Annotated in this window: 26 protein-coding genes and 1 pseudogene; 21 read left to right on the top strand and 6 right to left on the bottom strand. The window is 38.9% G+C overall.

Annotated elements, in window-relative coordinates:
- The first annotated feature begins 49 nt into the window (after positions 1-49).
- The 13 genes from EEL30_20185 to sucD all read left to right on the top strand — a co-directional run bounded on the left by EEL30_20185 (position 50) and on the right by sucD (position 13,204).
- The gene (locus EEL30_20185; GenBank protein QDX94398.1) at positions 50-331 is read left to right on the top strand and encodes a BMC domain-containing protein; all 282 of its coding nucleotides are present in this window, start codon (positions 50-52) and stop codon (positions 329-331) included.
- A gap of 122 nt (positions 332-453) precedes the next feature.
- Entirely contained in the window at positions 454-1,221 is a 768-nt protein-coding gene (locus EEL30_20180) for a cobalamin adenosyltransferase (GenBank protein ID QDX94397.1), read from the top strand.
- A 10-nt stretch (positions 1,222-1,231) separates the two neighbouring features.
- Complete coding sequence (pduL, locus tag EEL30_20175) at positions 1,232-1,867, top strand: phosphate propanoyltransferase (protein ID QDX94396.1); 636 nt, start codon at positions 1,232-1,234, stop codon at positions 1,865-1,867.
- A 12-nt stretch (positions 1,868-1,879) separates the two neighbouring features.
- Entirely contained in the window at positions 1,880-2,560 is a 681-nt protein-coding gene (locus EEL30_20170) for an ethanolamine utilization protein (GenBank protein QDX94395.1), read from the top strand.
- A gap of 12 nt (positions 2,561-2,572) precedes the next feature.
- A complete protein-coding gene (locus EEL30_20165) occupies positions 2,573-2,845 on the top strand; it encodes an ethanolamine utilization protein EutN (protein ID QDX94394.1) in 273 nt (90 codons plus the stop codon).
- Complete coding sequence (locus tag EEL30_20160; GenBank protein ID QDX94393.1) at positions 2,838-3,383, top strand: BMC domain-containing protein; 546 nt, start codon at positions 2,838-2,840, stop codon at positions 3,381-3,383. The genes EEL30_20165 and EEL30_20160 overlap by 8 nt, the downstream gene beginning before the upstream one ends.
- An 18-nt stretch (positions 3,384-3,401) precedes the next feature.
- Positions 3,402-4,517 carry an ethanolamine utilization protein EutH gene (gene eutH, locus EEL30_20155; GenBank protein QDX94392.1) on the top strand — a complete coding sequence of 372 codons (1,116 nt, stop codon included), beginning with the start codon at positions 3,402-3,404 and terminating at the stop codon, positions 4,515-4,517.
- Position 4,518: 1 nt separating this feature from the next.
- A complete protein-coding gene (locus tag EEL30_20150; GenBank protein ID QDX94391.1) occupies positions 4,519-4,992 on the top strand; it encodes a DUF861 domain-containing protein in 474 nt (157 codons plus the stop codon).
- Between the two features lie 282 nt (positions 4,993-5,274).
- Positions 5,275-6,735 (top strand): DASS family sodium-coupled anion symporter, encoded by a 1,461-nt coding sequence (locus EEL30_20145; GenBank protein ID QDX94390.1) that lies wholly within the window; start codon positions 5,275-5,277, stop codon positions 6,733-6,735.
- 164 nt (positions 6,736-6,899) lie between these two features.
- On the top strand, positions 6,900-9,740 hold the full coding sequence (locus tag EEL30_20140; protein QDX94389.1) for a 2-oxoglutarate dehydrogenase E1 component: 2,841 nt from the start codon (positions 6,900-6,902) through the stop codon (positions 9,738-9,740).
- A 5-nt stretch (positions 9,741-9,745) separates the two neighbouring features.
- Positions 9,746-10,984: a 2-oxoglutarate dehydrogenase complex dihydrolipoyllysine-residue succinyltransferase gene (gene odhB / locus EEL30_20135; protein QDX94388.1), complete on the top strand. Its 1,239-nt coding sequence runs from the start codon at positions 9,746-9,748 to the stop codon at positions 10,982-10,984.
- A gap of 138 nt (positions 10,985-11,122) precedes the next feature.
- Complete coding sequence (locus tag EEL30_20130) at positions 11,123-12,283, top strand: ADP-forming succinate--CoA ligase subunit beta (protein ID QDX94387.1); 1,161 nt, start codon at positions 11,123-11,125, stop codon at positions 12,281-12,283.
- A gap of 18 nt (positions 12,284-12,301) precedes the next feature.
- Positions 12,302-13,204, top strand: coding sequence for a succinate--CoA ligase subunit alpha (gene sucD, locus EEL30_20125; protein QDX94386.1), 903 nt, complete (start codon positions 12,302-12,304; stop codon positions 13,202-13,204).
- 96 nt (positions 13,205-13,300) lie between these two features.
- Here sucD and EEL30_20120 read toward each other — a convergent pair.
- From EEL30_20120 to EEL30_20110, 3 genes and pseudogenes are all read right to left on the bottom strand, one after another.
- Positions 13,301-13,402 (bottom strand): annotated as a pseudogene (locus EEL30_20120) (GNAT family N-acetyltransferase).
- A gap of 186 nt (positions 13,403-13,588) precedes the next feature.
- The gene (locus EEL30_20115) at positions 13,589-13,780 is read right to left on the bottom strand and encodes a hypothetical protein (GenBank protein ID QDX94385.1); all 192 of its coding nucleotides are present in this window, start codon (positions 13,778-13,780) and stop codon (positions 13,589-13,591) included.
- 340 nt (positions 13,781-14,120) lie between these two features.
- Positions 14,121-15,488, bottom strand: coding sequence for an MFS transporter (locus EEL30_20110; GenBank protein ID QDX95832.1), 1,368 nt, complete (start codon positions 15,486-15,488; stop codon positions 14,121-14,123).
- Positions 15,489-15,973: 485 nt separating this feature from the next.
- Here EEL30_20110 and phnD point away from each other — a divergent pair, with 485 nt between their 5' ends.
- The 8 genes from phnD (at position 15,974) to EEL30_20070 (ending at position 22,195) form a co-directional block, all read left to right on the top strand.
- Positions 15,974-16,894 carry a phosphate/phosphite/phosphonate ABC transporter substrate-binding protein gene (phnD, locus tag EEL30_20105; protein ID QDX94384.1) on the top strand — a complete coding sequence of 307 codons (921 nt, stop codon included), beginning with the start codon at positions 15,974-15,976 and terminating at the stop codon, positions 16,892-16,894.
- Positions 16,891-18,351 carry a sensor histidine kinase gene (locus EEL30_20100; GenBank protein QDX94383.1) on the top strand — a complete coding sequence of 487 codons (1,461 nt, stop codon included), beginning with the start codon at positions 16,891-16,893 and terminating at the stop codon, positions 18,349-18,351. The genes phnD and EEL30_20100 overlap by 4 nt, the downstream gene beginning before the upstream one ends.
- A complete protein-coding gene (locus tag EEL30_20095; protein ID QDX94382.1) occupies positions 18,320-18,988 on the top strand; it encodes a DNA-binding response regulator in 669 nt (222 codons plus the stop codon). The genes EEL30_20100 and EEL30_20095 overlap by 32 nt, the downstream gene beginning before the upstream one ends.
- A 484-nt stretch (positions 18,989-19,472) precedes the next feature.
- Complete coding sequence (locus EEL30_20090) at positions 19,473-19,634, top strand: hypothetical protein (protein ID QDX94381.1); 162 nt, start codon at positions 19,473-19,475, stop codon at positions 19,632-19,634.
- A complete protein-coding gene (locus EEL30_20085) occupies positions 19,616-19,741 on the top strand; it encodes an aspartyl-phosphate phosphatase Spo0E family protein (protein ID QDX95831.1) in 126 nt (41 codons plus the stop codon). The genes EEL30_20090 and EEL30_20085 overlap by 19 nt, the downstream gene beginning before the upstream one ends.
- Positions 19,742-19,852: 111 nt before the next feature.
- Positions 19,853-20,416 carry a hypothetical protein gene (locus EEL30_20080; GenBank protein ID QDX94380.1) on the top strand — a complete coding sequence of 188 codons (564 nt, stop codon included), beginning with the start codon at positions 19,853-19,855 and terminating at the stop codon, positions 20,414-20,416.
- Between the two features lie 3 nt (positions 20,417-20,419).
- Positions 20,420-20,998, top strand: coding sequence for a hypothetical protein (locus EEL30_20075; GenBank protein QDX94379.1), 579 nt, complete (start codon positions 20,420-20,422; stop codon positions 20,996-20,998).
- Between the two features lie 153 nt (positions 20,999-21,151).
- Positions 21,152-22,195 (top strand): site-specific integrase, encoded by a 1,044-nt coding sequence (locus EEL30_20070; GenBank protein QDX94378.1) that lies wholly within the window; start codon positions 21,152-21,154, stop codon positions 22,193-22,195.
- A gap of 245 nt (positions 22,196-22,440) precedes the next feature.
- Here the strand turns inward: EEL30_20070 and EEL30_20065 are convergent, their stop codons facing one another.
- The 3 genes from EEL30_20065 to EEL30_20055 form a co-directional block, all read right to left on the bottom strand.
- Positions 22,441-22,788 carry a hypothetical protein gene (locus tag EEL30_20065; protein QDX94377.1) on the bottom strand — a complete coding sequence of 116 codons (348 nt, stop codon included), beginning with the start codon at positions 22,786-22,788 and terminating at the stop codon, positions 22,441-22,443.
- Between the two features lie 76 nt (positions 22,789-22,864).
- A complete protein-coding gene (locus EEL30_20060; GenBank protein ID QDX94376.1) occupies positions 22,865-23,368 on the bottom strand; it encodes a hypothetical protein in 504 nt (167 codons plus the stop codon).
- Between the two features lie 211 nt (positions 23,369-23,579).
- On the bottom strand, positions 23,580-24,134 hold the full coding sequence (locus EEL30_20055) for a hypothetical protein (protein ID QDX94375.1): 555 nt from the start codon (positions 24,132-24,134) through the stop codon (positions 23,580-23,582).
- Between the last annotated feature and the right edge of the window lie 10 nt (positions 24,135-24,144).

The following is a 24,144-nucleotide window of genomic DNA, read 5'->3' as shown; positions in this document are numbered from 1 at the left end:
ACTGATTTCATAATCATCAATCTAAAAACATTCTAGGAGGAATTTTATTATGGCAAACGCAAACGCATTGGGAATGGTAGAAACAAAAGGACTAGTTGGAGCAATTGAAGCAGCAGATGCAATGGTAAAAGCAGCAAACGTTACTTTGATTGGAAAAGAACAAATTGGAGCAGGTTTAGTAACAGTTATGGTACGTGGAGATGTAGGTGCAGTTAAAGCGGCAACAGACGCTGGTGCAGCAGCAGCAGAACGCGTTGGAGAATTACTATCTGTGCATGTAATTCCAAGACCACATTCCGAAGTAGATGCAATCTTACCAAAAACAGAATAAGAATAATTATAGTCGGATGGATGCAGAAATTTTTGCATCCATCTCCCTATCTACCATATTGGGTAAGGTAAGCTTCTTGGCTAGCAACGGTGAGAAGTTTTTCCGACGAGGGATGTGAACATATGGCTGTTATCACAGAAAGCGATTTGCGAAAACACTTTAAAAATCAAGAGGCAAAAGATAAGAAGATTTATGAAGTGAAAAAGGGTGTCATTCTCACTCCTTCTGCTAAAAGTTTTTTAACAGATCATCAGATAGAGCTACGCTATTTTGAGGAGAATGTAATCGAACATAAGAGTACTAGTGTGCCTAAAGCGGAAATTTCAAATAAACCAACGATTCGTTATGAAACGATCTACGGTGGGTATCTTGAACATAAACCAGAGCACATGACTCATTTATATGGAAATCTCCTTGTCTATAAAGACCATCCTCGCATAACTTTTCGTGGAAAACTAGATTCATTAGAAGCTAAGATTCTACAAGCACAAATCACTGGTGTAAAAGTAGGGGTGCCAAAGCTTGTAGCTGATTTGGAAGAAGTGCTTCTATTTGTACGAAATATTTTACGCTGTGAAGTTCTCGGTGAGAGGCTGACCAATATCCAGTTGCTAGATATGACACCTGAAGAAATAAGGGAACAATCTCATCATCCTAAGAAATATTTCGGATTAGATCATTTTAAACCGAGCTATGAAATGGGAGAGATGGTAATTGCCTTAAATTCATTACGTACTTTCACTAGAGAAACTGAATTGTTGGCTTATCAAGCATTTAAACAAGAGCATGGAAGTGTGGAACGTGAAGACATCATTCAAGCGTTGAATCGCCTTTCCTCCTTATTCTGGATATTGATGTTTCGCGTTCGTCTAGATAAATACAAAGCTTGAGGAGAGAACCATGAAAAACGATCTGATTGAAAGCATTGTAGATGAAGTAGTAAAACGTGTTAATGAAGAGATGTGTGTTCCTATTGAAGCATCAGGAAAACATGTTCATTTGAGCAGAGCTGACATTGACACTTTGTTTGGACCTGGCTATGAATTGTCAAAAATGAAAGATTTGTCTCAGCCTGGACAATATGCTTGCAAAGAACGTGTAACCTTAATTGGTCCTAAAGGCGCTATGCATTATGTAGTTGTACTTGGACCTGAGCGTAAAGAGACGCAAGTTGAGGTTTCCTTAACAGATGCTGTTGTACTAGGAGTAAAAGGCCTTGTTAAAGAGAGCGGACAGATCGAAGGAACGCCAGGAATTGTAATTGCCTCAGCTACAAATATGGTTCAATTGCAAAGAGGATTAATCGTCGCAAAACGCCATATTCATATGACTCCTGAAGATGCGGCAAAACATAATGTTGCCAACGGCGAAACGGTTCAAGTTAAGGTATTCAGCAGTCGACCGTTAATTTTCGACGATGTAATGATTCGTGTGAGTCCTTCCTATGCGACATTCATGCATATTGATTATGATGAAGCAAATGCGTGTGGATTTACAAAAGGTACTATGGGGAAAATTTTGAAGAAGAGTACCTAGGAGTGTGAAAAAATGAACATAGAAGCTTTAGTCGAAGCGGTTACCAATGAGGTATACAAAAAACTTCAAGAAATGAAGTTTTCGCAAGGAGAGCCTAAGAAGCGGCAAAAAGCAATTATTATGGCAAACCAATCGCACCCTGAAATAGAAGCACGTATAGAATCACACTACGATTTTCAATATCATGATGAGCAAACAAAAGACTGTGATCTCGTCATTATTCCTACCGTGTGCATTCAATTACTAGGGAATTTGGCAAATGGCATCAGTGCGGGAAGTCGTGAACGTTTTATTTTAACCATGCTTTTAAAAGGTAAGAAAGTAGTCGTTTTAGAGAATTCCATGGTTTATAAAAAATATAAACAAACGTCAAATCCGGTGTTGTATAAGCAATACGAAGAGTTTGAAGCAAGAATCAAGAGTTTTGGAATTCAAATGGTTCAGGAATCGGACTTACTCAACATTGATGACAAAGTAGACAATCAGGAAGTTGAGATTGCAAAACAAGACAGCGATATTGAGCAAGAAGAAGTTCGCAAGGAAGTTCTTAGTAAGAAGCTAATCACAGAATCTGATCTGAAGAAGTTTCATCTGCGCCATGTGAACGAAATTATAGTGAACAAAAACAGTATTATCACGCCACTTGCAATAGATTATATCAAAATGCAGCAGATAAAAGTACGGAGAAAATAACGGGGTGAACGTATGATTGTTGGAGAAGTTGTCGGCAGTCTTTGGGCTACGCGAAAAGATGAAAAGCTAAATGGTTTAACGTTTTTGGTAGTTAAACCGCATTCATATAATGAAAATACTTCAAAGGAATGCTTTGTTGCAGCGGATCATGCGGGAGCAGGAATTGGTGACACCGTTCTTGTGACCAAAGGAAGCGCAGCGAGAAGCTCTATGAAGGATCAGAACGTACCTATTGATGCAGTAATTGTGGGTATCGTAGATTCTCTGGAGATGAACGATGAGTAGTTCTATTGGCATTCTAGAATTGAGAAGTATTAGCAAAGGATATGAGACGGCTGACGTTATGCTAAAAAAATCCTCCGTGGATATCCATCATATGCGTTCAATTTGCCCAGGAAAATTTTTAATCATTGTAAGTGGTGATACTGCTAACGTACAAGAGTCTATGGAGACTGCAAAACATGCTTCAAAGGACTTTCTTGTAAGTGAGTTTATTTTAAATGGTGTTCATAACGACATCGTTAATGGTTTGAAAAAAAGCTACTCAACTGAGCCTATAAACGCCATTGGAATTTTCGAAACATCCAACGTCTCATCTGGTATATACGCAATAAACCTTGCCCTAAAAGGTGCCCATACCTTCTTGAAAAGAATGACCTTAGGTATGGGTATCGGTGGCAAGCTTGTCGCTGTCTTTACTGGAAGTGTAAGCGATGTTGAACAAGCGATGGACATAGCTATCAAATCCATCGATCAAAAGCGAATCGTTCATTACACCGTTATGCCATCACCAAGTGAAGAGATCAAAAATCAGTTTCGGTAAGAGCGGAGGAAGTCATGTATGGGAATAAATGAAATCATTATTTACCTAATGGTCATTTTTATGGTTTTGGGTGCGATTGATAAGTGTATGGGGAATAAGTTTGGCTTAGGTCAACAATTTGAAGAGGGTATTATGGCAATGGGTTCCTTAACGCTTGCTATGGTAGGTATTATCTCTTTGTCTCCTGTACTAGCCAAAGTGCTTAGTCCTATTGTTGTGCCTTTATTTGGCGCTCTAGGAGCAGATCCAGCTATGTTTGCTACTACGATTTTAGCAAATGATATGGGTGGCTTTGCACTAGCGCAAGAACTAGCGAAAGATCCAGAAGCAGGAATGTTTGCAGGGGTTATTTTAGGTGCTATGTTAGGACCAACCATTGTTTTTACTATTCCAGTTGCTCTAGGAATTATTCGTAAAGAAGATCACAAGTTTTTAGCTACAGGAGTTCTAGCAGGAATTATCACAATTCCACTAGGATGTATAGTTGGTGGATTAGTTGCTGGATTTTCAATTGGCATGATCTTATCCAACTTAGTGCCAATTATCATTTTTGCCGCTCTTATTGTACTAGGATTAGTGAAATTCCCGAATGGAATGATCAAAGGATTTACGATCTTTGGCCAATTCATCGTTATTGTGGCAACGCTTGCATTAGCAGCTGGCATCATTGAACAACTAGTGGGTCTGACTATTATTCCAGGACTAGCTCCTATCTCAGAAGGTATTGAGATTGTTGGAGACATTTCCATTGTCTTAGCAGGAGCGTTCTGTATGGTGTTTGTTATTACAAAGCTGTTTAAGAAGCCATTGATTAAATTGGGTAAAGTACTTGGAATGAACGAAATTGCTGCAGCAGGTATGGTTGCTACTCTTGCTAATAACATTCCGATGTTTGGAATGATGAAAGATATGGATGATAGAGGTAAAATTATTAACGTTGCCTTCGCTGTATCAGCAGGATTTGTTCTTGGTGACCATTTAGGATTCACAGCAGGTGTTGCAAAAGATATGATCTTCCCAATGATTGTTGGTAAATTAGTCGGTGGTATTACAGCAATCTTTGTAGCCATCTTCATTTCTAAAAAGATGATTGAGGGAAAAAAAGATAAAGATAATAAAACGGAGGTTGCGTAAAATGGAAAAATTAGACATTCAAGCCATTGAAGAAATTGTCCGTAAAATCATTACTGAAAAAGTAGGTGCTACCACAACACCAGCTCCTGAAGAATTCCCAAAACATCGGGATAGCAGCGGTGTGACATCTATACCCTTGCAAACTGTGCGGGTAGCAGAAACTGATCGTTTAGATACAGGCAAAAAAGAAGATATTGTTTACTGCAAAGACCTTTTTTCACTAGAAGAAAGCCCACGTTTAGGTTGCGGCATTATGGAAATGAAAGAAACGACATTTGATTGGACGCTCAATTACGATGAGGTTGATTATGTAATAGAAGGTTACCTGGAGATCATCATTGATGGTCGTAAAGTTAGTGCAAAAGCGGGAGAAATGATCTTAATTCCAAAAGGAACAAAAATCCAGTTCTCTGTACCAGATTTTGCTCGCTTTATGTATGTAACCTACCCAGCAGATTGGGCTACTCAATCATAAAAAGGATACATGCTAGCTACGTCATTCTATGGCATAAATAGAATGGAAGGAACGATGATGAAAAAGGTTGTCGAGAGAACTCGGCGGCCTTTTACTCATGCAAAAAAACTTGGGGAAAAGAGATTACTTCCAATGTAAGTTAATGTGATTTCATATATATATTGGTTTGGTAAATAATAAAACAATAAAGTAAATTATGAAACCATCCGGTCTATCCTCCCTTTCGTTATAATAAAAGCGAACAAGTTGGTTACACTATCAAAAGACAAGGGAGGTATCATAGTGAGCTTTAGTCGTAAGAATATCATCTCGTTAGGCATCGCACTAGCTGTACTTGTCATTATTCTGTTACTCCCAACACCAGAGAATTTACCACTTGCTGGTCAAAGAACCTTAGCTATTCTAGCATTTGCTGTTATTTTGTGGGTTACGGAAGCGGTTACATATCCAGTTAGCGCTGCCTTGATTGTTGGTCTTATTTCCGTTCTGATCGGATTCTCACCAACCGTTGAAGACCCAACTGTTTTGTACACTACTAAGAAAGCGCTTTCTATGGCGCTGGCAGGTTTTAGTAACTCAGCAGTAGCACTGGTTGCAGGGGCCCTGTTCCTTGCTGTAGCAATGGAAATCACAGGATTGCATAAGCGTATAGCTCTGTTGGTTCTGTCGAAAGTAGGTTCTAAATCTAACAGTATCGTACTTGGGACCATTCTTGTAAGTATCGTCCTTGCCTTGTTTGTACCGAGTGCAACAGCACGAGCAGGTGCCATTATTCCAATCTTAATGGGGATGGTTGCTGCATTTGGTCTAGAGAAGAATAGTCGTCTCTCCGCTTTGTTGATGATTACCACTGTACAATCGATTTCGATCTGGAACATTGGGATTAAAACAGCAGCAGCGCAGAACATGGTTGCCTTGGGCTTCATGGAAACGGCTTTTGATTACCATATTTCCTGGGGACAATGGTTTATCTATGCGGCACCATGGTCGATTATTATGTCTGTGATTCTGTACTTCGTTATGACGAAATTGATTAAACCAGAGCTTAGTGAAATTCCAAATGGCCGAGAATTAATCAAGAAACAATTGGATGAGCTAGGAAAGCTTACTTCAAAAGAATGGCGTTTGATGATTGTTTCCTTGCTGCTTTTGTTCCTTTGGTCTACAGAAGGTATCTTGCACAAATTAGATTCCACTACGATTACACTTGTGGCAGTTGCCATCCTTTTATGCCCCGGCATTGGGGTGTATACTTGGAAGCAAGTAGAACAAAAAGTAGGATGGGGTACGCTGATCGTATTTGCAGTCGGTATGTCGTTAGGTACTCTTTTATTACAAACAGAGGGGGCGCAGTGGATTTCCAAAGGATTGTTTGAATCAATGGGATTAACTGCCATGCCTTTGATTGTCGTCATTATCATTTTAACAGTATTTAACATTTTGATTCACTTAGGATTTGCTAGTGCAACTAGTTTGGCTTCTGCATTTATTCCGATTGTTATCGCATTGGTTGTTGCGATGGAACCTACTTTTAACAAGCCTGGTATGGTCTTAATTCAGCAATTTGTAATTAGTTTTGGATTCCTATTACCAGTAAGTGCTCCGCAAAACATGCTTGCTTATGGTACGGGCTCCTTTACGACCAGGGACTTTGTCAAGTCGGGTGTTCCTATTACAATAGCGGGCTTTATTCTCATAATTGTATTTAGTATGACTTATTGGCAGTGGATGGGTTTACTTTAGGACGCAAAAGGTTTAAATTGTTTAATGGGATTGATCTCCTTTTGTTTGAAACCGCTTAAATCTGGTATTTTCATCCAGATGAAAGTTTAATGAACATAAAGGAGATCAACAAGCCTCAATTTCGTGCAGGTCATGATCACAACAAGACTGTAGGAGGGTTATAAATGAGTATGAATAACAAACTGCCAGCTAGCCCTTGGGCAGAATTTTATGGACCGAATCTTGGTTATGTGTTTGAGCAGTATGAGATCTATATGGAAAATCCGGAAGAAGTACCTGCAGACCTACGAAAATTGTTTGATAATTGGGGATCGCCGGTCCTTCCAGAAGATGGTCATGATAATCAGGTAACCACACCTGAAAGCTCCGCACCAAGAACGTTACCATTTGCAAAAATGAAGAAATTCGTTGCTGCTCTTCAGTTGGCAGATACAATCCGTGGATTGGGACACTTAGAAGCTAATTTATATCCTCTGGAAGCTCCAAAAGCGGATATCATGCATCTGGATGAATACGGTTTGACCGAGGCTGATCTGCGGGACATTCCAGCTGAGTTCATTTGCAACCATCAGCCGGGCCGTTTCTCTAATGGGTGGGAAGCGATCCAGTACTTAAAAGAAACGTACACAAGTAATATTGCCTTTGAATTTCAACATGTAGATGAGGCAGAAGAAAAAGCTTGGATTCAAAGCATGATTGAATCTGGCGAAGTGACTGAGGAACTCTCGTTACAGAAAAAGACTGATCTTTTAAAAAGGTTGAACGAGGTAGAAGGTTTTGAAAAGTTTCTACACAAACAATTTGTAGGGGCTAAACGCTTCTCCGTAGAAGGTTTGGATGTACTGGTTCCGGTCATCGATGAGATCGTAGAGTCCTCCGTTCAAGCTGGGACAAATGATGTAACCATCTCCATGGCGCATCGCGGTCGTTTAAATGTACTAACTCATGTACTTGGCAAACCTTACGAAGATATTTTTAGCCAATTCCAGCATTCACCAAAAGAAAAGCTGGACAAGGCCCAAGAAGCTAATGTCGGCTGGACTGGTGATGTGAAGTATCACTTTGGGGCGGTTAAAGAGATTAAGAATGGTAACAAAACGACACGCATCACAATGGCACATAATCCAAGTCACTTGGAAGTATCAGGTTCTATTGTAGAAGGCTATACAAGAGCGGCCCAAGATGACCGTTCTCAAGCAGGCTACCCTAAGCAAGATGTTAAGAAAGCAATCTCTATACTTGTTCATGGTGATGCAGCGTTCCCTGGACAAGGTGTTGTTGCCGAAACACTAAACTACTCTGGCATTAAAGGCTATCAAACGGGGGGAACAGTACACATCATCGCCAATAACCGTGTTGGTTTCACCACGGAAAGCGAGGATTCAAGATCCACTCGTTATGCGAGCGATATTGCCAAAGGGTACGGTATTCCTATTATTCACGTGAATGCAGATGACCCTGAAGCATGCATAGCCGCAGCAAAATTAGCCTATCAATATCGTAACAAATTCTACAAAGATGTACTGATTGACCTAATCGGATACAGACGTCTTGGGCATAATGAAATGGATGAACCAATGTCGACAAACCCAATGACCTATATCGTGGTACGTAAACATCCAACGATTACACAAATTTATAAAGATCGTTTGATCGAAAGAAAAGAATTGTCCAAAGAGCAAGCTGAAGCGATTGAAGAAAATGTCAAACAGACATTTGTGAAAGCTTATGAGAAAGTAAACAAAGGACATGACGATTCTGGATTCATTCCTGATCTACCGGATGCGGTCAAGATTGGCTATCAAAACGTAAAAACTACTGTTGATTTAAAACAATTGGTTGAGATCAACGCTGATTTGTTGAAATGGCCTGAGGGTTTCAATGTCTTTGATAAGCTAGAAAAAATCTTATCCCGACGCCAACAAGTCTTCACGGATAACGGGAAGATTGATTGGGCCCATGCGGAGGTTCTGGCATTCTCCAGTATATTAGGAGATGGAACACCTATCCGTCTTAGCGGTCAAGATTCTGAGCGTGGTACGTTCTCTCACCGCAACATCGTATTACATGATTCTCAAACGGGTGAACAGTATTCTCCTTTGCATCTGTTGCCATCTGCAAAAGCATCTTTTGAAGTACGCAACAGTCCATTGTCTGAATACGCCGTACTAGGATTTGAATATGGCTACAACGTATTTGCCCCTGAAACGCTTGTCCTATGGGAAGCACAGTTCGGTGACTTTGCCAATACGGCTCAAGTATTATTTGACCAATATATTTCATCTGGTCGTGCAAAATGGGGTCAAAAATCAGGTCTTGTGATGCTGTTACCACATGGATATGAAGGTCAGGGACCAGAGCACTCCAGTGCGAGACTGGAACGTTTCTTACAGCTTTCTGCGGAAAATAACTGGACAGTAGCCAATCTTTCTTCTTCTGCTCAGTATTTCCATATCTTAAGAAGACAGGCTGCTATGTTAAACAAAGACGGAGTGAGACCGTTGGTGATCATGTCACCGAAGAGCTTGCTACGTAATCCATCAGCTGGATCTTCTATTGATGAATTTACTAAAGGGGAATTTAAATCCATTATTGAGCAACCAGGGTTGGGTCAAAAGCCTGAAGCAGTAGAGCGCCTAGTATTCTGCACAGGAAGAATGGCAGTTGATTTGTCTGATCAAGTAGCGGACGTCGGAAAATTTGATTGGTTGCAAATTGTTCGAGTAGAGGAACTATACCCGTTCCCTACGGAAAAAATCAACGAGCTTCTTGGTAAATACAAAAACCTACGTGAAATTATTTGGACACAGGAAGAACCACGAAACATGGGAGCATGGACTTTTGTAGAACCACGTTTAAAAGCACTAGCACCAAAAGGAGTAAGTGTTTCCTATAACGGACGTATGAGACGTTCTAGTCCGTCTGAAGGAGATCCAGTTGCTCACAAAAAAGAACAACAACGTATTCTTGCACAAAGTGTTACTAGAAACTTGGTAAGGGTGTGAAAGAGATGGCAGAGGTAAAAGTACCAGAATTAGCAGAATCCATTTCAGAGGGAACAGTAGGTAAATGGCTTAAACAACAAGGTGAAGCAGTAGCCATGGGGGACATCCTACTAGAATTGGAAACCGATAAAGTAAACGTAGAAATTATCGCTGAAAATGAAGGTGTGTTAACGCAAGTATTAAAAGAAGAGGGTGACACCGTTAAAGTGGGTGAAACCATCGCAGTTATTGATGAAGCTGGAGTAGCATCAGCACCAAAAGTGGAAAGCAAACCAGAGCCTACTCCACAAACTGCACCAGAAGTAAAAGCACAACCACTTATTTTTCAAGAGGAAGAGGCCAAACAATCTGTAGTTGCTTCTCCTGCGGCTAGAAAGCATGCTAGAGAGCGTGGAATTGACCTAAACGAAATCAACACAATGGATCCACTAGGTCGCGTTCGAAAACATGATGTGTCTTCTTTTGATCCAAACCAGCAAGTAGCTACACCAAAACAAGCTACTCCTAAAGCGGCGCCAAAAGCAGAAGAGGTTAATCCTGCTAAACCTGTTGAGCGTCAAAGAATGTCCCGTCGCCGTCAGACGATCGCAAAACGCTTGGTAGAAGTACAACAATCTGCTGCGATGCTAACTACTTTTAATGAAGTAGATATGACAGCGATCATGGCTCTACGCAACAAACGTAAAGATGCGTTTGAAAAGAAAAATAATGTAAAGCTGGGCTTCATGTCCTTCTTTACAAAAGCAGTTATTGGTGCGTTGAAGAAGTTCCCACTTCTAAATGCTGAAATCCAAGGCGATGAAATTGTATTGAAAAAGTTCTATGATATCGGTATCGCTGTGTCTGCACCAGAAGGACTTGTCGTTCCGGTTGTACGCGATGCAGATCGCATGAGCTTTGCTGAAATTGAAAAAGGAATCGGCGATCTAGCTGTGAAGGCAAGAGATAATAAACTAGCTCTGTCCGATTTGCAAGGTGGCACGTTCACTATTACTAACGGTGGCGTATTCGGTTCCCTGTTGTCTACACCAATTCTAAACGCTCCACAAGTAGGGATACTGGGTATGCATACAATCCAGACTCGTCCAGTAGCGATTGATCAAGAGCGTATGGAAAACAGACCGATGATGTACATCGCGCTTTCATACGACCACAGGATCGTTGACGGTAGAGAAGCAGTAGGGTTCCTAGTAACAGTGAAAAACCTATTGGAAGATCCAGAATCGCTATTGTTAGAAGGCTAATTTCCACGGGAGAATCTCGTCTGCCTCTTCTCTGCCTGAGCGCGGTGAAGCAAATAGGAAGAAGGGGCAGACTCTAATATAAACAAAGTAAGATAGTTGAATCACAATGGTTCCTACCAGGTAACAGGAGGATAATCGATGAACATTCATGAGTATCAAGGAAAAGAGGTTCTGCGACAATACGGAGTTGCTGTTCCAAACGGGAAAGTAGCTTTCACTGTTGAAGAGGCCGTAGAAGCAGCAAAAGAACTAGGTACGAAGGTATGCGTAGTAAAAGCTCAAATCCACGCTGGTGGACGCGGTAAAGCTGGTGGCGTAAAAGTAGCCAAGTCATTAGATGAAGTAAAAGCATACGCAAGCGAAATTCTGGGCAAAACGTTGGTTACTCATCAAACAGGTCCTGAAGGTAAAGAAGTGAAACGCCTTCTAATTGAAGAAGGTTGCGATATTAAAAAAGAATATTATTTGGGTCTAGTTCTAGATCGCGCTACATCCCAAGTGGTATTGATGGGATCAGAAGAAGGTGGCACCGAGATTGAAGAGGTGGCAGCTGAAACTCCTGAAAAAATCTTTAAGGAGTATATTGATCCGGTCGTTGGTCTAACTGCTTTCCAAGCAAGACGTCTAGCGTTTAACATCAATATTCCTACTGAACTTATCAATAAAGCAGCTTCATTTATGACAGCCCTATACACTGCTTATATTGAGAAAGATTGCTCGATTGCTGAAATCAATCCGTTGGTTGTAACAGGCGATGGTAACGTAATGGCATTAGATGCAAAATTGAATTTTGACTCCAATGCACTATATCGTCACAAAGATATTATGGGTTACAGAGATTTGGAAGAAGAAGATCCAAAAGAAATCGAAGCATCCAAATATGATTTGAGCTATATTTCCCTGGATGGTAACATCGGTTGCATGGTAAACGGTGCAGGTCTAGCAATGGCTACGATGGATATTATCAAACACTTTGGTGGGGACCCTGCTAACTTCCTAGATGTAGGGGGCGGTGCTACTGCTGAGAAAGTAACGGAAGCCTTTAAAATCATTTTGTCTGATCAAAATGTAAAAGGAATTTTCGTCAATATCTTTGGTGGTATCATGAAGTGCGACATTATTGCTACTGGTGTAGTAGAGGCAGCAAAACAATTAAGCCTGGAAGTGCCATTGGTTGTTCGTCTAGAAGGGACCAATGTAGATTTAGGCAAACAGATCCTAAAAGATTCTGGTTTAAACATCACATCTGCTGACTCTATGTCAGACGGTGCCCAAAAGATTGTATCACTCGTGGGTTAAGGTTAGGGGGAAAAATAAGTGAGCGTATTTATTAATAAAGATACAAAAGTAATTGTTCAAGGTATCACGGGTTCAACAGCTTTGTTCCATACGAAACAAATGTTGGAATATGGTACAAAAATCGTAGGTGGAGTAACTCCTGGTAAAGGTGGTACTGAGGTAGAAGGCGTGCCTGTATTCAACACCTTGTCAGAAGCAGTAGAAAGCACTGGTGCAACGGCTTCCGTTATTTATGTACCAGCTCGTTTTGCGGCAGATGCAATTCTAGAAGCGGTTGACGCTGAGCTAGATTTGGTTATTTGCATCACAGAGCATATCCCAGTTCTTGATATGGTAAAAGTAAAACGCTATATGGAAGGCAAGAAAACTCGCCTAGTAGGTCCGAACTGCCCAGGTGTCATTACACCAGATGAATGCAAAATCGGTATCATGCCTGGTTACATTCATAAAAAAGGCCATGTAGGAATTGTTTCCCGCTCTGGTACTTTAACGTATGAAGCGGTACATCAATTAACAGTTGAAGGTATCGGGCAATCAACAGCAGTTGGTATTGGTGGAGACCCTGTTAATGGAACCAACTTTATCGATGTGCTAAAAGCTTTTAATGAAGACCCTGAAACGTATGCGATCATTATGATCGGTGAAATCGGTGGTACGGCTGAAGAGGAAGCAGCCCTTTGGGTAAAAGAGCATGCAACCAAACCAGTAGTAGGCTTCATCGGTGGACGCACAGCGCCTCCAGGAAAACGCATGGGACATGCTGGTGCTATCATCTCTGGTGGTAAAGGTACAGCAGATGAAAAAATCCGTGTAATGAACGAATGCGGCATTAAAGTAGCAGAGACACCTGCTGTAATGGGTGAGCTATTAATCTCTGTATTAAAAGAAGAAGGTTTGTACGATAAGTGCAAAACCCACTAATCCTACGAATCTAGTAGGATAAATAATAGTCAAAGAATGGATAGAGCTTGCAGATATATAACTGCGCTCTATCCATTTTTTACGTTACGACCAAAAGAACTGCAACCACGAGTGGTCATTCAAAAGCTCAAGGATAAACGCCGAATCCTCAGTTGATATCCAACGAAGAATCAGTCGATCCGTTTCAAGAATTTTCAGGTAAAACCACCACTTTCTAAGATTTCATGTGTGGAGCAACGTGCCAGCTTTAGTAGATTTAATTGTCAGTGATGGGGTCAGTAACCAGTACATCATCTTCAATGCGAACTCCACCTATGCGCGGATTATAGATTCCTTTTCTATAAGTGATAGACATGACAGACGACAATTTATAGAAATAAATTGTCAGCTTTTAAAAATAATCGGAGTTAAAACCGACAAGATTTGAGTCTCTTCATTTTCAGAATGAAGAAAAACTCTTTCTGGTTCTATAAACATCATTAATTTTCGACTTACAACCTTGAAACTTGGCAATGCATCTGTCTTTTGGCGAGACACACCACGTGGGACTATTGATTGAATTGGAATGTTTGACAAAATCCACATCTCCTTATACAGGTAAATTAACCAACTAATCAATATTTCCATCTTGATAAACTAGCGCCCCAGCACATGTAAAAATGGCTGGGCAAGAAGCAATTGGAAAAAATCGCACAACCTATCCACCGCCACATTGTTATACTCACTAGCGTCGCGTGTAATTCAAGATAGAACAAGCATGTTACAATACGGGGCATGTTGAAATGTGTTGTTAGTGCGAGAGTAGTATTTCATACAATTCTTAGTCAGAAAATGTCCAAGTAGAATCTGTTTGGGCTTTGTTCGTATGGACGATAAGATAAGGCCCGAACCCCCTACTCAGAGTTCAGGCCGTTTTTTATAATTCTAAGGTTGCCTGTTTCTTGTTGCGTTCTAGCTCTTTTGCCCCCAAATGGGTTAGTATACAGAAAATAACGCACAAGACAACAGCGGACAATAATACATAGAAACCACCATTCCAGCCTACTTGGTCAACCATCACACCAAAGAGGGTAGTACCTAAAGATGCACCCAGGATGTAGCTCATAAAGCCCCGCAAACCAACCGCAGAACCAACGGCGAAAGGTGGTACTACCTCCAGAGTTTGCACGGAAGCCAGAAATTGCGGGATGTAAATCAGACATCCGATCATTGCGGCGAAGACAGTAGTCCCAAATAAAGTACCGCTCTGCCAATAGCCAATTATACAGAAAAAAATCAACACCATAGCAATGATAGCTGGTGGCATGCGGTATCCCTTGAAAAACTTGTCCGAAAGGTAACCAACCAAGAGAGTGGAAGGAATTGCTGCCCATTCGAAAAATAAAAAGGCAACGCTCATTTCTACTTTAGTGAAATGTTTTACATTCAACAGATAAATTGGCAACCAACTTATAATACCAAAACGAACCATGTACACAAAAACGTCTACAAAGGAAACAAACCATGCATTTTTATTGCACAATACATAATTTCTGAAGATTTGCCAGACAGTCATATCTTCTGGCGGTTTGGAATCAGCTCTTTGTTGCAAAGTCGGGTCCAGTTCATCCTTGATGATTTCGTTTAACGGAGGCAAGCCTTCGCTTACTGGAGAACCTTTTGTCAGGGCTAATATAACCATGGCAAAAACGATAGCAACTGCTGCCGGTACCTGGTAGCTTGCTGCTTGCCAGTGATTGGGGCCAAGCATAGCAAAGCCGACGCCAACGATAGGTGCTACGATACCGCCGCCCAAATTATGCGATATATTCCAGATGGCGCCGACAACTCCTCTCTCCTTACGCGGGAACCAGTTTGCGATGGTAATAAAGCTAGGCCCAACTCCCATTCCCTGAAAAATACCGTTCAGTACAACGAGAGCGGCAAACATCCAGAATGCCGTAGTGAATCCCATCATAATGTTCACCAGCCCGCACATGAGCAAACCAAGCGCCATATACCTTTTAGGATCGGCTTTATCCGCAAGACTGCTCATGAGGCCTTTGCTAATTCCATAAGCAATTAGCAGACAACTGCTTAATAGCCCAACTTCTGTAGCACTAAGGTGGAGTTGATCTTTCAGATAAGGAGTAGATAATGCAAAGTTATTGCGGACAATATAATAGGCCATATAACCGAAAAAAACACCTAATAAAGATTGCAATCGAAATAGCTTATAAGTTTTTTGAACATGTTCTGTCGTTATTTTTGTAGTAGTGATTTTAGGCTTTAAAAATGAAATCATACCATCAACCTCGATTCTTAGCTTTAATGAATAGGACATCAATAGATAACCATCGTTTTTGATTTTGGTGCTAGAACACGGAGACTTTTTTCAAGAAAACATTTGTCTAAACCTCTATAAGCTTTAACTGCTTCAAGTTAGATGTGATTTAAAACTTCAGCTGCTTGCCGGCTTAATGATAGTGCTTTCAAAAATGCTTCGTGTCATAATAACCTCCTCGTTTTTTATTATCGTGCAAGTTTAACTTGTAAAACTATCAGCAAAAATCTGATTTTTTGTAAGATATTTTAGGAGGTTTTGTCAGAAATATTCTTATACGAGATTTAGACATTATCTGAAAATACTGGAATATAGGTAGTCGTAGAGGATGCATCAATTTCATGCTATACTTGCGGTAACTAAATGCGATCCAGAGTGTCGCTAACCACGGCTTGGTTAGGCATTTTCATTTTTGTATTAAGTCCCCTGAAAGAATGGAGAAAAGCATGATAAGGATGCTGAGGATACTGCTTTTTATTTTGATTGCTTTACTTGCGTCAGGATGTCAGAACGGTAGTTCAAGTTATCAAATTGTTTTTTCTGAGTCTGAGGTTACGTCTGTTAATTCCCAAGATGACGAACCTTCTCCAGTGCGTGTGGCAATTTCAAGTGTGCTATCACCGAGTGATACGATTATGTACTACAGAAAAATTGCCGATTATCTAGGAGAGAAGCTCAATAGACCAGCTATTCTTATTCAGCGCAAGAGCTACAATGAATTAAGCATGTTAATGATGAACGGTGGTGCTGACATAGCCTTGCTTTCATCAGGTGCGTATCTAACCTACAAACAAGTCGAGGGGCTTGAAGCGATTGCGATGCAGGAGCGAATGGGAGTACCGTACTATTATGGTTATCTTGTTGTAAATCGTGACAGCAATATTACAGATATCAACGATTTAAGGGGAAAAAGTGTTGCCATTACCGATCCTACCAGTTACTCCAGCTATATTTTTGTGAGCGAAAGGTTAGCTGAATTTGGTGAAACTCCGGAGCATTTCTTTGGCAGCTATGTTTACACGTACAATCATGAAAACTCTCTCAAAGCCGTAATAAATAGGGTTGTCGACGCTGCAGCTGTGAATAGTTTGGTCTACGAACAAGCCAAGCTAAAAGATCCTGAATTAGCCGACTCTTTACAAATCATTTCCAAATCAGAGCCGACAGGTACCGGTCCGGTGGTAATCAGCAGCAGTTTATCAGATGAAGAAAAGAAAGTTATTAAAGAGATTTTTTTATCCATGCACGAGGAAGAAACCATAAAACCAGCATTGCAGGGTTTATGTATTGATCGATTTGTTCCTTTTGACCCGCAATTATATGATATCGCTTACAATGCAAGGTCTTATAAACGAGGCGGCCTATGAGATGGATGAGCAAATTTCAGATAAACCAGAAGATATTTGGAGCTATCATCGTTGCGTTACTCTTTCTTGCCTCAGTCTTAGGGTGGATCATTTGGGACTCGCTTACAAAAATGATGGGTGAAGAGCTTAAGAAACGCGGCGTCAATATTGCGAATAATATCGCGGCATTGTGTTCTGACTACATTCTTACTGATGATCAATTTTCTATTCATCTTCTCATTTCTCAGGCACAAAAAGCGAACGAAGACGTTCGTTATATCTTGATAATCAATAGTAATAACGGTCTTGTAGGGCACACGTTCTCCGATCAGATAGCGAAAGGGATATTAAATGCACACACTCCTAATGGCTTAAATAGTCAACAAGTTGCTACACTAACTTCAGATGAAGGAAATATCCATGATATACTTGTCCCAATCGAAGAGGGGGACGTAGGATTTGTTCGCGTTGGAATGGCGGAAAAACAGGCCAAAACCTATATTTTTATTAAAATTGGTGAATTGATTTTTGCGACATTATTGGTTTGCATAGGAACTGCTGGAATCACTTATTATGTTACCCGCTTTATCACTAAACCGATAAATAGTTTGGTTGCTGTTGCAACAGGCATATCAGCTGGAAATTTGTCTTTGCGGGCTAAAGTAACGAGTGACGATGAAGTAGGGAAACTAGCGCAGGCTTTTAATGAAATGGCTGACAACTTAATTAGCTCCAACACCGAAGTAGAAATGCTATTAAAGGAACTTCAAGAAAAAGACAGACTTCGAGACACGCTAATCTTGAAGCTGTTATCCGCTCAGGAAGATGAGAGAAAGAGAATTTCTCGTGAACTTCATGATGAAACAAGCCAAGCTCTTACTTCGCTGATGGTTACAATGCGTGTTTTGGCTAATGAAGCTAAAGATACCGAACAGCAGGAGTTGCTTAATGCCAGCCGAGAGATTGCAGCAAGTATTTTGCGAGAAATTAGAGATTTAGCGGTAGAATTAAGACCGCCTATTTTAGATGATATGGGTTTAATTCCGGCAATAAAGAAATATACTAGAAAGTTTGAAGGGAAATACGATATTGCTGTTATCCTATTCGTCCCTGAAGATGAGATTATCATCGATAGTCATGCTGCTGTAGCCTTGTACCGAATTCTTCAAGAAAGCTTGACTAATGTAGTCAAACATACAGTAGCGACCCAGATTGTGATTAAAATGGGAATCGTAGACCATTGTATACAATTGACTATCCATGATAACGGGCACGGTATTCAGCAGGAAGATTTTGAAAGGGCTTGCAAGCAAAATCGGATCGGAATATACGGTATGAAGGAAAGAGCCGAGTTGCTTGGCGGTTCTTTCTTTGTCAAAACTACGGGTATCGGCGGGACCGAACTTATGGTGTCTATCCCGCTAAAACTGGAAAAAGGGTGCAGTGATGGAACAGACAATTCAAATCATGCTAGCTGATGACCACTCTTTGCTGAGATCGGGCTTAAAACTGCTGCTGCAAAAGAAACCATTCTTAAAAGTTGTAGGTGAAGCTGCCGATGGAGTCGAAGCACTTCGGCTTTATGAAAATTTAAGGCCCCATATTTTGCTACTCGACATCAGTTTGCCACGCTTAGACGGAATTCAGGTTCTAAGAGAAATTAAATTGCGTCATGAACAAGCTAAAGTCATCGTGCTTACAATGCATGAAGATGAAGACTACATAACATCTATCATGCATGCGGGAGCTTCAGGCTACGTCCCTAAGGCGGCAGTAGATGAAGAATTATATACAGCTATTGATACCGTTATGAACGGATACGTATACCTTCGGCCAAAAGAAACTCAGACATTGATTTCATCAATGTTTAAAAGAACGTCAAAAGAAGCAGAGTCACGAAATCCTTATGTAATTTTAAGTCCCCGCGAGCGCGAGGTGTTACGGTTTATTGTTAGAGGATATTCTCTAGTTGAGACAGCTCAAGCATTAACGGTTAGTATCAAAACGGTTGATACCCATAAGACGAGAATTATGAATAAACTTAATGTTTCTAGAAAGAGCGAACTTGTTGAATACGCCATGAAGTATCAACTTATAAATGACGGACAAGCATAATGCGTCGATGAGATGTAACATTACCGGTCACACCAATGTTGAATTTCATGAGGAAAAACAAGAGAAGAAAGAACAGGAAGATGAACAAGGCGACGACAAGGATAAGAACGTAAAGATGATAAGAAATAATTTTCATTGATACATGAAAGCCTGGGGACAAAAAAGAACTTTGTCAGCCCAGGCTTTTGGTTGTTTAAAATAACATAGCTGTTTTCTCGAAGCCCTAAAAATAGAGTCAGAAAATAGTATACATAATAATTATAGTTGATAGTAATGTACCATAGTATTAATTTGGATAGGGTATTGGTGAATTATGGGCTGTGTCCTCAGTATTTATTTAAATCTTTTGGCAAGACAAATGGATAGGCTACACTTAGTTGGACAGATATTTTAAGGTCAAGTAGACTACAAATAACATATTTGAGGAGAATCTACCATGGCCAAAAGAGAACGCAGAACATTTACAAAATAATGTAAGGAACAAATGGTACAGCTTTATATGACTGGGAAGCCGAGGAAAGACATAATCCAGGATTACAGTTTAACGCCATCTTCTTTAGATAAGTGGATAACCCAGTATAAAACCTCCGGTTCTTTCAAGGAAGCTGATAATCGGACACCTGAAGAATCCCCCGTAAAGAGTTAGAGCATCGGTTTTTCAAGAAAGGATCATTTTTACATCCAGAAGTATTGCAGATGAGCCAACAACTAGATAAGTACATTGTTGCCTTTCAAAAGCTTACAAAACACTAAACTGGTTGTCGATGAGAATACGCTGTACGGAAACCTTTGTGGTATATAAATAGCCGTTTTTTCAGTTATTCGATGTCCGACATTCTCTTAAAATTAGGAGGAAATGCACTAATGAGAAAAAAATTAAAGATAGCAATTGTAACTACTTTATCGTGTGTATCCCTTTTTTCTGCTGTAGCATACGCTGATTATGGAAAGAAGAAGTATCTTTTCACAGGTGGTTTACGGGCTTCAGATGTTAAGAAAATCAAATACGTATTAGCTGGAGGAAGCTCTTCTTACCAAAAGAAAGTAATGAAAGCTGGAGTTGAGGCTTGGAACGATATTTCATCAAAGGTGAATGTGTCTGAGGGTAAATCTGGAGCAATAGTGAGCGTAATACTTACAAATTCTAATAAAAACAATTTATATGGAATTATGATGCCATTTGCTGATGGAGATCGAGATTATGAACTGGATGATATCTGGGATAATATAGACGTAATTGGATATGACAATACTCTATCGAGGATTGGAATTGACGAACAAAGAGGCGTGTTTACTCATGAAATGGGACATGCTCTAAGTTTGGCGCATAATGACTCAGATTCAGATTTGATCATGCATTCGGTTAATCTAAGTACAGATATTCAGGCAGATGATGAAAAGAATTTGAAATTGAAATGGGGGAAATAATTAATGAACATGAAGAAGCTGGCAGGAACTATTGTTTGTTCGGTTGCATTGGTAGCAGGTGGGTTTTATTTTCTGACACCATCAAAAGTAGTGAAGGTAGAAGCTAAAGTAGTAGGATATAAAAATGTGGAAGCATTAGAAAATGAAGCAGAATATATTGTAGTGGGACACCTTGAAAAGGATTTTTCAGAATATGAGCCAACTTTTAACTATTCTTCAGTAGGAAGAATTGGGGAATTCTACACGAAAACTGATGTCATTATTGACAAAACACTTAAAGGAGAAACTGATACAAAGGTTATTCCTGTTCTTCAAGATGCCGCCTATATAGATAGCCCTTCTAAACATCAAGATGACTTATTGACAATAGAAGGCTATGAACCTATGGAAAAAGGAAGAGAATATTTATTGTTTTTATCAAAAACTAATGACGGTGAAAGCTACAATTTGTTAGGGGTATATCAAGGTAAATTTGATATTAATGAGTCTGATAAGGTACAAGGGTTAGCATCAGAAAACAGCCATTATCAAAACCTGAGAGACGAAGTAGTGGAAAAATATAAAGAGATTTTCGAAAAGTAAGTATTTTTTAATGAATGCCTGAATTTTGTAGGTTAATATAGATAATCTCCTTTCACCTTTATTATACATCTGATTAAAATTATATTCAACACAAATTTTTATATTGTATTATTGAATCGGCTCTTATATAATTTGCTTAGGGGAGGAGATTGGATGAACGCACACAATACTCAAGACTATACAAAAGTAATAGGTATTCACACACCTACTGTACATAAAGCAATCTTATCATTCTTAGAAGAGAGAAGAGGAGCTAGTAATAATACTGCTATCAGCTATAAGCAACACATTGAACAATTTTTTGGTTACACAAGAGGAAAAAAACTAAATGAAGAAGATTTAACATTCACAAGACAAGAGGTTGTAGAGTATAGAAATTACTTAATTAACTTAATGGATAAAAATGGTGCAAAAAAAAGGTATTCAAATTCTTCTATTAATACAAAAATTTCAATAGTGAAATCACTTTTTGATTTTTTACCGAACTATGATTATCAAGTTAGCTCATTGGTATTCAAATTGATCCCTCTAAAAAACAGAGACTCTAAGCCAAATGGCTTCTTAACATGGGAAGAAATGCAACAAATTATAAATAAGGTAAAAGAACAATGGAATGGATGGGAAAAGTCGCTCATTTTAACCTTAGCAGCGCAAACAGCAATTAGAAAAGATGCTTTATTCAATTTAGAATGGACAGGAATACAGTTAATAGACGGTGTGCCTGTAATTAAAGCTTATGATAAGAGGGGGAAACTAGACATAAAACCAATTCCAGTAGCCATTTATAATGAACTAATGGATTTTATGGAAGAACATGGAGTAGGAGAAAGAGTATTCACTATTAGATCTCAAACTACCTTAAACAATGCTATTGCAAAAGTATGTGATGAATTACAATTTTCTAAGGATAGGAAGATAACGCTTCACTCATTTAAGAAAGGTAGTGTAGATACGACTCAAAAAGTATTTAAAGACGTGAAAATTACACAGCAGCATGCTAATCATTCGAACCCAAGCACGACTTTAAATATTTATACAGACTCTATCCATGATTTTAAAATGATGCCTTCTTTCTTGCTTGGACAAAAAATCGATCTATCTAAGTTAGAAGAGATGACAAAAGAGGAAATCATCAATGTCATACAGGGATTAGATTTAGGAATTAAAGCAAAAATAGCGAGAAAAATTAATAACTAGTAGGGAGATTGAATGAGTAATTTGAAGTTACACCAGTAAGAGAGCTAGGCTATTACGATAGAAGTAATTTTGGCATTTATGGTTGTGAAGCCAATGCTTGGGAGAGAGTAAAATCCAACAAAATTAGGAACTATTTACAAATCAATTATTGAAAAGGAGAATTACATTCTTTTGGTTCTATATTTAAAAATATCAAAAGGACAAAAAGAATATAAATTATCTTTTTGTCCTTTTTGATTTATTTTCTACAACTGGTAGGTGTGACTATTATATACAATAATCTGTGACTTAAAATCAATAATTAATGACTTATTAACTACTTTATCCAAATGCCACCACCATTCCTCAATAGACTCAGAGGAATTTTTGAAATTATATATTACTTCCATATGATTATAAATCTCAGATGCGCGGTTAAATAATAATTCATCATAGGTGATTAAAGTTCTCTTTTGTTCTTCTGTTAACAAGTTTTTTTCTTTATAAAGGTGGCTTCTTGCATGAAAGCCATGGTGAAACTCGAAGGGACTGATTAAAATGCTATCTGTGACTGTATCTATATACGTTTGAATATATTCTTCTAATTGTACCATTATTTAATCAACCCCTTAATTTTTCCAAATTTTTTATACCCCTTTTTTGGATCTAAATATTTTGTAGTACCGTCTTTTAGGGGAAAGCTGTTTCCATTAGACCATCTTCACCAATAATAGTTATTAATTCGTTATCAGAAAATACATAGTACTTTTGATTGAAATGTTCAAGGAAATATTCGTACACCTCATTATCTGGGTTATTCATAATTTGTTTAATCTTATTGTTTAAATCTTCGGCTGTTGATCCTTTAGGCAGATGTCCTTTTTTTATACGTTTAGAAACATGTTCTTCAAGATGTTGAATAGTTTTCCATACGGGACCCTTAACCTTAACTTTTCCAACTAAGTTTTTTACAAGTGTTTTTGTAATAGCATCAATTGGGTCATTAACTCTATTAAAAATCTGAATAACTTTTTTTACCAACTTACTTCCTTTTGATAAAATAACAATTGCTTCAGCAGCAACTCCAGAAGCTCCTTCTGTTAAAATAAGGGCGTCACCGATATACAATATGTCATAAATACTGCCGTATTTATCACGACCTAAACCAGCATCAATTCTAGCATAGTTTAGCAACCTATTATCTATTTGTCCAACTTCAGAAACCTTTTGTATATACTATACAGCTAATTGACGAGTCCATAACAGCAAAAAAAGATCGCTCTTCTCCTTACTAAGAGTAGTTAGTTAAGGTAGAGAACGATCTTTTTTTATTACACTTGTACAAAAAGAATGATCATGTACTACAAATCAGAAGCGACTATAAAGTAAAGCTCGTTTTTTAAACTTAAAAGTGTGCCAAGAGGTATGCTTCTTTAAGTCTTTGAAAGTTTACACTTGATTTTGCAAGATTGTTATTCAATCTTTCTATCTTTTGAATTAAATCGCCTGTTTTCGTTTTAATTTCAGAGAAAAATTGTGATTTATTTATAACCTCATTTTCCCATCCAACATGATAGATGCCACAAAGAGGAACAGCAGTTACAATTACATTGGGAATCATATCTGTTGCCAGTACGAAATCAATCAATACATTTTCATTACTATTTTTGAATACGATCCAGTTATCAGGTTCCTCTATGGTTTTAATAGCAGCATAACCCTTCTTTTTCAATAAAAAAACAGCATCATTTAACATTCGAAACCAAAGTATAATCCATTCTTCGAATAAGTTGAATTCATGGATCGTTGCATATTCTGAATAATATCCATATTCATGCTCATTAAATGAAAAGTGTATCAATCCTAAAAAGTCATCATTGTGTTCTTCTATAAACTCTTCATACGTAAGGGAGGCAATTTCTGATTCAGACAAAACAAGTTGATAATTTATAATAAACATAATAACTCCT

The sequence above is a fragment of the Brevibacillus laterosporus genome, assembly GCA_007833815.1.
Classification (GTDB): domain Bacteria; phylum Bacillota; class Bacilli; order Brevibacillales; family Brevibacillaceae; genus Brevibacillus_B; species Brevibacillus_B laterosporus_D.
This window is presented reverse-complemented; position numbering and strand designations above follow the sequence as displayed.